This is a genomic window from Paraburkholderia sp. JHI2823 (genome assembly GCF_038900695.1).
Classification (GTDB): domain Bacteria; phylum Pseudomonadota; class Gammaproteobacteria; order Burkholderiales; family Burkholderiaceae; genus Paraburkholderia; species Paraburkholderia mimosarum.
The window spans coordinates 192,245-204,744 of the sequence record NZ_JAYMRY010000002.1 but is presented as its reverse complement, the minus strand read 5'-3'; the positions used below and the strand labels follow the sequence as shown (position 1 = coordinate 204,744).

The 12,500-nt window shown below is 66.3% G+C and carries 11 protein-coding genes and 1 pseudogene; 7 read left to right on the top strand and 5 right to left on the bottom strand.

What is annotated here, in order from left to right:
• Positions 1 to 92 precede the first annotated feature (92 nt).
• The 3 genes from VSR34_RS03470 to speE all read right to left on the bottom strand — a co-directional run bounded on the left by VSR34_RS03470 (position 93) and on the right by speE (position 2,240).
• Positions 93 to 833, bottom strand: a complete 741-nt coding sequence (locus VSR34_RS03470; protein ID WP_028230062.1) for a 16S rRNA (uracil(1498)-N(3))-methyltransferase — start codon at positions 831 to 833, stop codon at positions 93 to 95.
• Between the two features lie 19 nt (positions 834 to 852).
• Positions 853 to 1,266 (bottom strand): glyoxalase/bleomycin resistance/extradiol dioxygenase family protein, encoded by a 414-nt coding sequence (locus tag VSR34_RS03465; protein WP_028230063.1) that lies wholly within the window; start codon positions 1,264 to 1,266, stop codon positions 853 to 855.
• A 107-nt stretch (positions 1,267 to 1,373) separates the two neighbouring features.
• Positions 1,374 to 2,240 (bottom strand): polyamine aminopropyltransferase, encoded by an 867-nt coding sequence (gene speE / locus VSR34_RS03460; RefSeq protein ID WP_028230064.1) that lies wholly within the window; start codon positions 2,238 to 2,240, stop codon positions 1,374 to 1,376.
• 387 nt (positions 2,241 to 2,627) lie between these two features.
• On the opposite strand from speE, the gene tkt reads away from it, so the two are divergent.
• Positions 2,628 to 4,670 carry a transketolase gene (tkt, locus tag VSR34_RS03455; protein ID WP_342961865.1) on the top strand — a complete coding sequence of 681 codons (2,043 nt, stop codon included), beginning with the start codon at positions 2,628 to 2,630 and terminating at the stop codon, positions 4,668 to 4,670.
• A 137-nt stretch (positions 4,671 to 4,807) separates the two neighbouring features.
• Positions 4,808 to 5,818, top strand: coding sequence for a type I glyceraldehyde-3-phosphate dehydrogenase (gene gap, locus VSR34_RS03450; protein WP_028209397.1), 1,011 nt, complete (start codon positions 4,808 to 4,810; stop codon positions 5,816 to 5,818).
• Positions 5,819 to 5,872: 54 nt separating this feature from the next.
• Here the strand turns inward: gap and VSR34_RS03445 are convergent, their stop codons facing one another.
• Positions 5,873 to 6,598 carry an FCD domain-containing protein gene (locus VSR34_RS03445; RefSeq protein WP_042288207.1) on the bottom strand — a complete coding sequence of 242 codons (726 nt, stop codon included), beginning with the start codon at positions 6,596 to 6,598 and terminating at the stop codon, positions 5,873 to 5,875.
• Positions 6,599 to 6,869: 271 nt separating this feature from the next.
• Between VSR34_RS03445 and VSR34_RS03440 the strand changes: the two are divergent.
• From VSR34_RS03440 to VSR34_RS03430, 3 genes and pseudogenes are all read left to right on the top strand, one after another.
• Positions 6,870 to 8,114: pseudogene (locus VSR34_RS03440) on the top strand (C4-dicarboxylate transporter DctA); the annotation flags it as partial.
• Between the two features lie 157 nt (positions 8,115 to 8,271).
• Entirely contained in the window at positions 8,272 to 9,291 is a 1,020-nt protein-coding gene (gene alc / locus VSR34_RS03435; RefSeq protein ID WP_028230066.1) for an allantoicase, read from the top strand.
• A gap of 13 nt (positions 9,292 to 9,304) precedes the next feature.
• Entirely contained in the window at positions 9,305 to 9,817 is a 513-nt protein-coding gene (locus VSR34_RS03430) for an ureidoglycolate lyase (protein WP_028230067.1), read from the top strand.
• A gap of 132 nt (positions 9,818 to 9,949) precedes the next feature.
• Here VSR34_RS03430 and fur read toward each other — a convergent pair whose 3' ends face one another.
• Positions 9,950 to 10,378: a ferric iron uptake transcriptional regulator gene (gene fur / locus VSR34_RS03425; RefSeq protein WP_028209400.1), complete on the bottom strand. Its 429-nt coding sequence runs from the start codon at positions 10,376 to 10,378 to the stop codon at positions 9,950 to 9,952.
• A gap of 137 nt (positions 10,379 to 10,515) precedes the next feature.
• On the opposite strand from fur, the gene VSR34_RS03420 reads away from it, so the two are divergent.
• Together VSR34_RS03420 and dapB are read left to right on the top strand one after the other, a co-directional pair.
• Positions 10,516 to 11,454, top strand: coding sequence for an outer membrane protein assembly factor BamE (locus VSR34_RS03420; RefSeq protein WP_342961864.1), 939 nt, complete (start codon positions 10,516 to 10,518; stop codon positions 11,452 to 11,454).
• Positions 11,455 to 11,659: 205 nt separating this feature from the next.
• Positions 11,660 to 12,457: a 4-hydroxy-tetrahydrodipicolinate reductase gene (gene dapB / locus VSR34_RS03415; RefSeq protein WP_342961863.1), complete on the top strand. Its 798-nt coding sequence runs from the start codon at positions 11,660 to 11,662 to the stop codon at positions 12,455 to 12,457.
• Positions 12,458 to 12,500: the final 43 nt, after the last annotated feature.

The following is a 12,500-nucleotide window of genomic DNA, read 5'->3' as shown; positions in this document are numbered from 1 at the left end:
TGCCGGGCGATTTTGCCCTGGACGAGCGAACATTGCGTCGCGCGCATGCCACAGAAAACCCAAAGCCCGCCTTCCGGCGGGCTTTGTCATTTTTACCAGCCACCCCAGCGTGCGGCGAGCGCCGCAAGCACGGCGATGCCAGCCGTTTCGGTGCGCAGGACGCGCGGCCCGAGCCCCACGGCGATGAAACCGTGGTCGAGCGCCGCGGCTTCTTCCAGCGACGAAAACCCGCCTTCGGGCCCGACCAGCACCGTCACTTCGCCCGTCGGCGGCTCGGCGGGCAGGGTGGAGAACGACACGTTCGCGCGCGGCGAGAGCAGTACGCGCAACTCGCCGTCGCCGGGGCGCTTGGGCAACGACCCGAGCCACGTGGCGATTTCCCGCGTGGACGCGACTTCGGGCATGCGGTTGCGGCCGCACTGTTCGCACGAGGCCTGCACGATGCGCTGCCAGTGTGCCTGGCGGCGCACTGCGCGATCGCCCGAGAGTCTCACGACGCTACGCGAGGTGGTGAGCGGCACGAAGTTCGTGGCACCCAGTTCGACCGCTTTTTCGATCAGCCAGTCCATCTTGTCGCTGCCCGCAATGCCTTGCGCGAGCGTGAGCCGGTAGGGCGGTTCGGCCTCGATGTCGCGGTACGGGCCGATACGCACCTGCGTGTCGCGGCGCTCCATTTCGAGAATCTCGGCGCTATATTCGCCGCCGAGGCCGTTGAACAGCACGACGGTGTCGCCGGGTTGCAGGCGCAGCACCTGGATGTGCCGCGTGACCTCGTCGGGAAGGGTGACAACGTCGTCGGTTTGGAGGGAACTACCGACGAAAAAACGGGGCATAAGACTATTTCTCATTGATTCAGGACAGGTGGCGAGCAAGCGCCCAGCGGTAACCGTCGAGGTCTTCGACCTGCGCGAAACGGTCTCCCCAGAATTGGTCCTGTGGCTCGCTCAACGATCTGGCGCCGGCTTCGAGTGCCCGCGCATAAACCGCGTCGACATCGTCGACATACAAATAAAAGGATTGAGGCGCGACCGTTTTTGCGCTTTGCGGCGTGCGCGCCGTCGACCCGAACGCCCCTTCCGGCGCGAACATGACGATCAGCTGATCGTGATAGGTCATTTCCACGTGCATGAGTGCGCCGTCGTCTTCCACGCTGTCACGGACGCCAAAACCGAAGGCCGCCTGATAAAAGGCCAGCGAGGCGCGCGCATCGCGCACCGTCAGATACGGGGTGAGCCACGGCACGCCGGCGGGGCGGGGTGGGGTCATCGAGTCTCTCCAGATTCGCGTTTCAGATGGGGCGCCCATTGCCGCTCCTGGGCTCATGCGCCCACGACGAGGCAAGTATCAGGGACTGCCATTTTCCATGGCCAGCGTCAGTAAAGCTGTAGGAGTTCGCCTAGTTTATCGCGGGCGGTGAGCGCGGCTTTGAGGAGCGCCGCGTGCAACTGCGCGTCGTAGTAGCGCAAGCCTTCGAGATGCCGCTCGGCCGCGCGCGCCTGCAGCGTGGCGGCGTCGGCAGCGGCAGGGTCGAGCGCGTCGCTCGCGACCGCCATGAGCCAGAGCGAACCGTAGAGCGGCACATAGGCGGCGAGCGGCCGCACGACCGGGAAAGCCGCCCGCAGTCCGGCGAGCAGCGCGGCCACCCGCTCGGCGTGATGGAACGGCGAGCCGAGATGCAGCGAGACGAGAGCGTTGGCCGTCATCACGCGTTTTAGCGCGCCGTAAAACGCAGGCGTATAGAGCCCGGCGGCTGGCGAATCCGGCGGAGTCAGATCGAAGACGACCAGATCGAAGCGCTCTTGAGTCGTGGCGACGAACGCCGCGGCATCGCCGAGCACGAGTTCCACGCGCGGATCGTCGAAGGCGCTGCCGCGCACTTCGGGCAGGTAGTCGCCGGTCAGGCGCACGACCTCGGGATCCAGTTCGGCCACGACGATGCGCCCGATGCCCGGGTGGCGCAGCAGTTGCCGCGCCGCGCCGCCGTCTCCGCCTCCCAGCACGAGCGCCGCGCGCGGCGCGGGGTGCGTGAGCGCGGCCGGGTGCGTCATGCATTCGTGGTAGATGAATTCGTCGCCGGCGGAGGTCATCGGGCGGCCGTCCAGCGTGAAAAGGCAACCGAGCTGCGGCGTGTCCCAGACCTCGATGCGCTGCCACGGCGTGTCGGCGGCGGCGAGGCGGCGCGCACCGGGAAAGCCGTAAAGCGCGTTGGCCGCGGGATGGAAAACGAGGGAGTCGGTCACGAAAGTCCTGGAGGCGCGGCCCGAGCAGCCAGCCGCGCTCGAAGGGCGGTGAAAAAGCGGGCGCGGAAAATGGGGCCAACAGTGAGGGCCAACAGCGGAGGCCAACAGCGCCATTATAAAGTCCATGGAACAGGCCCCGGCCGCAGCGGCCGCGGACCGGCGTGGATGCCGATGCCTCACGCCCTGCGGCCAGGGATAATCCGCACGATCTGCTAGAATAATGCGCTTTGCAGCCTCTTCCGTTTGCTCTGGCCGTTTCGCGTCTCCTGGCGCCGCATGTGCGCCCGAGCGGGCGATTTGCCGAGCTTCCGGACCCTCCGCTGCTGTGCGCGCCCGCGCTTTGTGACATCGCCCCCACGCCGCTTTTTGCACACTTCCGGACTCGACATGACGACCTCGTCCTCCGCCTCCCCTGCTACCACCCAGCTGATGGCCAACGCAATCCGTGCGCTGTCCATGGACGCCGTCCAGCAAGCGAATTCCGGCCACCCCGGCATGCCCATGGGCATGGCCGAGATCGCCGTCGCGCTGTGGTCGCGCCATCTGCGCCATAACCCGACGAACCCGCACTGGAGCGACCGCGACCGCTTCGTGCTGTCGAACGGCCACGGCTCGATGCTGCTCTACTCGCTGCTGCATCTGACAGGCTACGATCTGCCGATGGCGGAGTTGAAGAACTTCCGTCAGCTGCACTCGAAAACGCCGGGCCACCCCGAATTCGGCATGACGCCGGGCGTGGAGACGACCACGGGCCCGCTAGGCCAGGGTCTCGCGAATTCGGTCGGCATGGCGCTGGCCGAAGCGCTGCTCGCCGCGGAGTTCAACAAGGCCGATGCGAAGATCGTCGACCACCACACCTACGTGTTCCTCGGCGACGGCTGCCTGATGGAAGGCATCTCGCACGAAGCCTGCTCGCTCGCCGGCACGCTCAAGCTCAACAAGCTGATCGCGCTGTATGACGACAACGGCATCTCGATCGACGGCGACGTGGTCAACTGGTTCCACGACGACACGCCCAAGCGCTTCGAAGCCTACGGCTGGAACGTCATCCCGCACGTGGACGGCCACGACGTGGACGCGGTCGACGCGGCCATCCAGAAGGCCAAGGCTTCTGACAAGCCCACGCTGATCTGCTGCAAGACCATCATCGGCAAGGGCGCGCCCACCAAGCAGGGCGGCCACGACGTGCACGGCGCGGCGCTCGGTGCGGAGGAAATCGCCAAATGGCGCGAAGCCGCAGGCTGGAAGTGGGAGCCGTTCACGCTGCCGCAGGAAGTCTACGCAGACTGGGACGCGAAGGCCGCCGGCGCGAAGTTCGAAGCCGCATGGAACGAGCAGTTCGCCGCGTACAAGGCGAAGTACCCGGCCGAAGCCGCGGAATTCGAGCGCCGCATGGCTCACCAGCTGCCGGCCGACTGGGCGCAGAAGGCTGCCGCGATCGTCGCCGGCGCGGACTCGCGCAAGGAAACCGTCGCCACCCGCAAGGCATCGCAGCAGGCCATCGAAGGTCTGGCCGCCGCACTGCCCGAACTGCTCGGCGGCTCGGCCGACCTGACCGGTTCGAACCTCACCAACTGGAAGGCCTCGAAGCCCGTGCGCGCCGCCAAGGCGGGCGAGACCGGCATCCAGTGGGGCAACCACATCAACTACGGCGTGCGCGAGTTCGGCATGAGCGCGGCGCTCAACGGCCTCAACCTGCACGGCGGCTACAAGGCGTTCGGCGGCACGTTCCTCACGTTCTCCGACTACAGCCGCAACGCGCTGCGCGTGGCCGCGCTGATGAAGTGCCCGTCGATCTTCGTGTTCACGCACGACTCGATCGGCCTCGGTGAAGACGGCCCGACCCACCAGTCGATCGAACACGTCGCAAGCCTGCGCCTGATTCCGAACATGACGGTCTGGCGCCCGGCCGACACCGTGGAAACCGCCGTGGCCTGGACCGAGTCTATCGCGCATCACGGCGCGTCGAGCCTCGTCTTCAGCCGTCAGAACCTCGCATTCAACGAGCGCACCGATGCCCAGATCGCCAACATCGCGAAGGGCGGCTACGTGCTCAAGGACTGGAACGACGACATCCCGAGCCGCAAGGTGATCCTCATCGCGACGGGCTCGGAAGTCGAACTGGCGATGAAGTCCGTCGAAGCGCTGCAACGCGAAGGCATTGGCGCCCGCGTGGTGTCCATGCCGTCGACCAACGTGTTCGACAAGCAGGACGCCGAATACCGCGAGCGCGTGCTGCCGAGAGGCGTGCGCCGCATCGCGATCGAAGCCGGCGTGACCGACTTCTGGCGCAAGTACGTGGGCCTCGAAGGCGGCGTGGTCGGCATCGACACGTACGGCGAATCGGCCCCGGCTGGCGTGCTGTTCAAGCACTTCGGCTTCACGGTCGAAAACGTCGTGGCAACGGCCAGGGCCGCGCTCGACAACTAAGCAAGCGTGACGGGCCCGCCTGATCGGCAAGATCGGGCGGGCCCGCTGCCTTGAGCGTCGCGCGGCGCCGCCCCGGCGCGCGTAGACGCCAGTGCAGCACTGGTTTCAGAATTTTTTCAGCCCTCAGGAGATAAATCATGACCATTCGCGTCGCTATCAATGGCTACGGCCGCATCGGCCGTAACACGCTTCGCGCGTTCTACGAGAACGGCAAGAAGCACGACATCCAGATCGTTGCGATCAACGACCTGGGTGACGCGAAGACCAACGCGCATCTGACGCAATACGACACGGCACACGGCAAGTTCCCGGGCGAAGTCTCGGTGGACGGCGACTACCTCGTCGTGAACGGCGACAAGATCCGCGTGCTGGCCAACCGCAACCCGGCCGAACTGCCGTGGGGCGAGCTGGGCGTCGACGTCGTGATGGAGTGCACGGGCTTCTTCACGACCAAGGAGAAGGCGAGCGCCCACATCAAGGGCGGCGCGAAGAAGGTCATCATCTCGGCGCCCGGCGGCAAGGACGTCGACGCGACCATCGTCTACGGCGTGAACCACAACGTGCTGAAGGCCGAGCACACGGTCATCTCGAACGCATCGTGCACGACCAACTGCCTCGCGCCGCTCGTCAAGCCGCTGAACGACAAGATCGGCCTCGAAACCGGCCTGATGACGACGATCCACGCGTACACGAACGACCAGGTCCTGACCGACGTGTACCACGAAGACCTGCGCCGCGCGCGCTCGGCCACGCACAGCCAGATCCCGACGAAGACGGGCGCGGCCTCCGCTGTCGGCCTCGTGCTGCCGGAACTGAACGGCAAGCTCGACGGCTACGCGATCCGCGTCCCGACCATCAACGTGTCGATCGTCGACCTGTCGTTCATCGCCAAGCGCGACACGACGGTCGAGGAAGTCAACGCGATCATGAAGGAAGCTTCGGAAGGCGCGCTCAAGGGCATTCTGGGCTACAACGACGCACCGCTGGTTTCGGTCGACTTCAACCACAACCCGGCATCGTCGACGTTCGACGCCACGCTCACGAAGGTCTCGGGCCGTCTCGTGAAGGTGTCGAGCTGGTACGACAACGAGTGGGGCTTCTCGAACCGCATGCTCGATACGGCTGTGGCTTTCGCGAACGCGAAGTAAGCACGCTCTGCGCTGCATGAAAAAACCGCCTCTCGGGGCGGTTTTTTTTCGTCCTTACTTCTCGATCGCACGTGGCGCCGCGCCGGCGAAGGCCGGCGGAGTTGGAAAGTACACGCCAGCGCGCTGTGCCGCGTTGGCGATGTGCGCCTCGATCGCCTCGCCGGCCGCCGCCGAATCGCGCGCCTTGAGCGCCGCGACGATCAGCGCGTGCTCGCGGTGCGTGGACAGCACGCGCTCGCGCCGGTAGAAGGGCATGCGCTGGCTCTCCTTCATGATGTCGGCGCTGCTGCGCAGGATCGACTCGATCGCCGCGTTGCCCGCGAGATTCACGATGCGCATGTGGAACTCGAAGTCAAGTTGCGCGGCCTCGTCGAGTTCCTCGCAGGCGAGGGCGCTGTGCAACGCCTCGGTGTTCGCTTCGAGCCACGCGACGTCGGCGTCGCCGATGGCGAGCGCCGCCATGCGCGCGGCGAAGCCCTCGAGCGCGTAGCGCATCTGGTAGGTGTCGGGCAGCGACGTCTGCTCGGCGAAGCGCCATGGGTGCGCACTCGCGGCTTGCGCGCTCGTCACGTAGACGCCCTTGCCCGCGCGGATCGACAGCATGCCGAGCGCTTCGAGCGTCGAGAGCGCCTCGCGCAGCGACGCGCGGCTGATCGCCAGCTCCTCCGACAGTTGCCGCTGCGCGGGCAGGAGGGTGCCGACCGGATAGAGCCCGCCCTCGATCCGTTCGCGGATCGTGGCGATGGCGGCGTCGGTGACGGTGTGCGGAACGTTCTTCATCGGATGGCGCGGGCATCTCGCGTGGTCTGACCAGCATTGTAGTCCTCGCCCGGCGCACCCGCATGGTGCGTTGCGTAGATTGCGTCAAGGCCCGGCGCGAGTGGCGGCAAGGGTCTGCGCTCCGGCCCGAAAACTGGTCAGACCGCAGGAGGGTAAACACCGCACATCGCGACCTTGACTCCACTATATCGGCTTCCTACTATCCGCTATAACAGTGCTGGTCAGACCAGTCCGAACAGTTGCTTGCTCCACTTGCCCTCAGGAGAGAGTCGTGACGAAGTTCTTCAATTCGCTGTTTGGCCGCGTAGTCATCGCCCTCGTGCTGGGCATCGTCGTTGGCGCGGTGTTTCCCCATTTCGCCCAGTCGCTCAGACCGCTCGGCGACGGTTTTCTCAAGCTCATCAAGATGGTGATCGGGCCCATTGTGTTCTGCGTGGTCGTGAGCGGTATGGCGCACGCGGGCGACCTCAAGAAGGTGAGCCGCGTCGGTCTGAAGTCGGTGATCTACTTCGAAGCGATGACGACGCTCGCCCTCGTGATCGGCGCCGTGCTCGCGTATCTCACGCGTCCGGGCGCGGGCATGAACGTCGATCTGCATTCGCTCGACGCCGCATCGCTTGCGACCTACACCGAGCACGCGAAGAGCCTCAAGGACACCGCCGCGTTCCTGCTCAAGATCATTCCCGACACGGCCTTCGACGCGTTTGCGAAGGGCGACATCCTGCAGATTCTCGTGTTCTCGGTGCTGTTCGGCAGCGCGCTCTCGCTGCTCGGCCCGAAAGCGCAGCGCGTGAATTCGATCATCGACGAGCTCGCGCAGGTGTTCTTCCGCGTGATGGGCTTCATCATCAAGCTCGCGCCGCTCGGCGTGCTCGGCGCGATCGCTTTCACGACCGGCACCTACGGCGTCGCGTCGCTCAAGCAGCTCGGCCTGCTCGTGATCGTTTTCTACGCGAGCTGCATCGTGTTCGTCGCGGTGGTGCTCGGTATCGTCATGCGGCTCGCGGGCTTCAACGTGTTCAAGCTGATCCGCTATCTGCGCGAAGAGCTTTCGATCGTGCTCGGCACCGCCTCGTCGGACGCCGTGCTGCCGCAGGTCATGCGCAAGCTCGAATGGATGGGCGTGAAGGACTCCACCGTGGGTCTCGTGATCCCGACCGGCTACTCGTTCAACCTCGACGGCTTCTCGATCTACCTCACGCTCGCCGTGATTTTCATCGCGCAGGCCACCAACACGCCGCTGTCGATGCACGACCTCATCGTCGTGGTGCTCGTCTCGCTCGTCACCTCGAAGGGCGCGCACGGCATTCCCGGTTCGGCCATCGTGATCCTTGCGGCCACGCTTTCCGCCATTCCCGCGATTCCCGTGCTCGGCCTCGTGCTGATCCTGCCGGTGGACTGGTTCGTCGGCATCGCCCGCGCGCTCACGAACCTCATCGGCAACTGCGTCGCGACGGTGGTGGTCGCGGTGTGGGAGCGCGACATCGACAAGGCGCGCGCCAAACGCGTGCTGAATCTCGACGAAGGCTTCCTGTACGCGCCCGCCGGTTCGGGCGACGCAGGCGAAGCGCAAGGCGAGGAGGACCCGCTCGGCGGCAAGCCGGCTCACGCCTGAGCTTTCATCCCGTCGCACTTTCATCTGGATAACTGAACATTTAGCGAACGACACCATCATGGCCATTCCGACTCTCGACCCGAACGCTCCCGCCTTCACGCGCCGCTACATGAACCTCGCCGATCCGCGTCTCGGCGCCCGTGCGCTCCATGCGAGCGACGAGTTCTTCGCGCCGAAGGAGCGCATGCTCGATCCGCAGCCCGCGGTCTTCATCCCCGGCAAGTACGATGACCACGGCAAGTGGATGGACGGCTGGGAAACCCGTCGCAAGCGCACGACGGGACACGACTTCTGCGTGGTGCGGCTCGCGCGCCCCGGGGTGATCTACGGCGTGGATCTGGACACGAGCCATTTCACGGGCAACTTTCCGCCGGCGGCGTCGATCGAGGCGTGCTACGCGCCGACGGGCGACGACGAAGCGCCGGGCGACAATGCCGACTGGCAGACCATCGTCCCGGCCACGACCCTGCAGGGCAACCAGCATCACTACGTCGATGTGAGCGACACGCGCGCGTTCACGCATTTGCGGGTGAATCTCTATCCCGATGGCGGCCTCGCGCGCCTGCGAGTGTACGGCCAGCCCCGGCGCGACTGGAGCACGCTCGCGCGCGGCAGCCTCGTCGATCTCGCGGCGATCGAGAACGGCGCGTATCTCGTCGCGGCCAACAATCAGCATTTCGGGCTCGCCTCGACGCTGCTCATGCCGGGCCGCGGCGTGAACATGGGCGACGGCTGGGAGACCCGCCGCCGCCGCGAGCCCGGCAACGACTGGGCGATCGTGGCGCTCGCGCGGCCCGGCATCATCCGCAGGATCGAAGTCGATACCGCACACTTCAAGGGCAACTATCCGGACCGCTGTTCACTCCAGGCGGCCAGCGTGGCGGGCGGCACCGACGAGTCGCTCGTGACCCAGGCGATGTTCTGGCCGACGCTGCTCGGCGAGCAGAAGCTGGAAATGGACAAGCAGCACGTGTTCGAGGACGGCGTGGCGGCGCTCGGCGCGGTCACGCATGTGCGTTTCAACATCTTCCCCGACGGCGGCGTCTCGCGCCTGCGCCTGTGGGGCGAACCCGTTTGAGCGAGGAGCCGGGATGCAAACCCTGCGCATGGAACCGCTGACGCGCGCGGCGTTCGCGCCGTTCGGCGACGTCATCGAACTCGAAGGCGCCCGCCACTTTCCGATCAACGGCGGCACGACCGAGCGCTTCCACGACCTCGCCACGCTCGATGTGAACGAGGCGGGCGGCCGGCCCATCGTCAGCGTGTTTCGCGCCCAGCCGCGCGCGTGGCCCGTCGAAATTGCGATGATGGAGCGGCATCCGCTCGGCAGCCAGGCGTTCGTGCCGCTCGGCGGGGCGCGCTACGCCATCGTGGTCGCGCCCGCGGGCGAGTTCGATCCGGCGCGGATGCGGGCGTTCTGGGCCGCGCCCGGGCAGGGCGTCAATTACGCCAAGGGCGTCTGGCATCATCCGCTGCTCGCCTTCGACCGCGTGAGCGACTTCCTTGTGATCGACCGGGGCGGCGCGCAGCCGAACTGCGACGAGATCACGCTCGAGCGCGCCTGGCGGCTGGAGCCCGCCGATACGCTGCTCGCGCTCGCCTGAGATCCGGCCTGGCCGGCAGCTTTTGCAAGATCGGCTCGCCAGGCCACCGGGAAATCGAAACACGGCAGCGCCCAAACGAAAACGCCACGGCAGGTCTGCCGTGGCGTTTGCTTTTATGCCGCTTGACGCAGTTCAGTGCTTGCGGTGCGGGCAGTTTTCCTTCGTGCAGGTGCCATACATGGCGAGCGCATGCTCCTGAAGCTTGAAGCCGCGCTCGTTGGCGATCATCTGCTGGCGCTTCTCGATTTCGGGGTCGAAGAATTCTTCGACGATGCCGCAGTCGAGGCACACGAGGTGGTCGTGGTGGGTGCCTTCGTTGAGCTCGAACACCGCCTTGCCCGATTCGAAGTTGCTGCGCGTGAGCAGCCCGGCCTGCTCGAACTGCGTGAGAACCCGATAAACCGTGGCGAGGCCGATGTCGAGCTCCTCGTTCAGCAGATTGCGATAGACGTCTTCGGCGGTGAGGTGACGCACGGCGCTGTGCTGAAAAATCTCCAGGATCTTGAGGCGAGGCAGCGTCGCCTTGAGACCGATGTTCTTGAGATCGGTTGGATTGGTCATGACGATAAGTCCCTGGAGTACAATGCTAGGTTCTTATGTTAATGGGTTTTTGCCGTCACGGGCATTTTCGGCAGAACTTCGAACGAACTTCTAGAGAACACGCGCGGCTTCGCGAAAAAGCCCGCACGGTGAGGGAAATGATTCCAGAATTCACAACGATCGGCCGACGCATGTACGGCGGCCGCCTGGCGTGCACCCTGCTGGCTGCGGCCGCGTTCGCGGCGCTCGCCGGCTGCAAATCCTACGACAGCGTGACGCAGCGCGTGGCCCAAAGCATCACGCCTTATCGCATTACCATCGTGCAAGGCAACTTCGTTTCGGCGGAAGCCGCGGCGCAAATGCGCGTTGGCATGTCGCGGGCCGAGGTCAAGCAACTGCTCGGCACGCCGCTCCTCACCGACATGTTCCATGCGAACCGCTGGGACTACATCTTCTATTTCAAGCGCGGCTCGACCGCCGTGGTCCAGCAGCGCGACTTCGTCGTGCTGTTCGAAGGCGACCGTGTGGCGAGCTGGTCGGGCGGCGAAGACCTCCCGTCCAACCTCGAATTGCTCGCCGAAATCGACGGCGACCGCAGCGGCAAGAAGCACGCCGTCGCCGCAGCGCCGGCGTCGGGCGCTTCGGCTCCTGCCGCAGCCGCTGCATCCGGTGCGGCAACCGAGACTTCGAGCGCGATCGGCCCGACCGTGGGCGACACGGTGCGCACGCCGTCGTCGGAAGTCGGCGCGGCCACCAATGCGCTGCCGCAGGACGCCAACGCGCAGGCCGCCGCCGCCGCGAACCGCGCCACCGAAGCGGTGCAAACGCCGACGGGCCTCACGCCTTCGGTGCGCGCGGGCAATCCCACTTCGTCGGCGTTGCCGCAGAACGTCGGCACGATGCCGTCGCAGGTCCAGTTGCATCGTCAACCGCCGCCCCAGATCCAGGGCGTGCCGCCGAGCAACCCGGTGGGCCCGACTGCCGGCGCCCAGGGCACCGGCGACAACAATGCGCCGCCGCCCTCGGGGCCGGCGCGGGATTCGGCCCTCGCGGCGCCGCCCACCGTGCCGGCTTCCGGGGCTGTGGCTCCCAACTGACCGTAGCGCAGCGGTTGCCGGGCATCAACGATCCGGCTGTCCGCGGCGGTCAGACAATCAGGGCGTGGTGCGCGCGGCGCGCCACGTGTCGAGCCGGCGGCTTCGGGCCGCCGCGTTTATTTGAGGGTGGCTGGACGCGGCGCGACGCGCGGCGGCCGGCGGCACCTTGCGAGGAAAGCTCGCAGCAAAACCCGCAGGAAGACTCATGAAAATCGCAATCGCCGGCGCATCGGGCCGCATGGGCCGCATGCTCATCGAAACCGTCCTCGCTTCTCCCGATGTCACGCTCTCGGGCGCGCTCGTGCGCAAGGGCTCGACCGCCCTCGGCCAGGACGCGGGCGCGTTCCTCGGCAAGGAAACCGGCGTGCGCATCTCCGACGACATCGAGCAGGTCTTCGCGCAAAGCGACTGTCTGATCGACTTCACGCGCCCCGAAGGCACGCTCGTGCACCTCGAGGCGGCGCAGCGCCACGGCGTGAGAATGGTGATCGGCACGACCGGCTTCGACGCCCAGCAAAAGGCGCAGCTCGGCGCGGCCGCGCAGAAGACCGGCATCGTGTTCGCGGCAAACATGAGCGTGGGCGTGAACGTTACGCTCAAGCTGCTCGAATATGCGGCGCGCTTTTTCGAGACCGGCTACGACATCGAGATCATCGAGGCGCATCATCGCCACAAGGTCGACGCCCCCTCGGGCACCGCGCTTGCGATGGGCGAGGCCGTGGCGCACGCGCTGGGCCGCGACCTCGACAAATGCGCCGTGTACGGCCGCGAGGGTGTGACCGGCGAGCGCGACCCCTCGACGATCGGGTTTTCGGCGATTCGCGGCGGGGACATCGTCGGCGATCATACGGTGCTGTTCGCGGGCATCGGCGAGCGCATCGAGATCACGCACAAATCGTCGAGCCGTCTCTCGTACGCACAAGGCAGCGTGCGCGCCGCGCGCTTTCTGCAGGACAAGGCCACCGGCCTGTACGATATGCAGGACGTGCTCGGCCTGCGCTGAGCGGCTTTTTCCACCGTCCGGGCCACCCACGGCGCCGGACAGA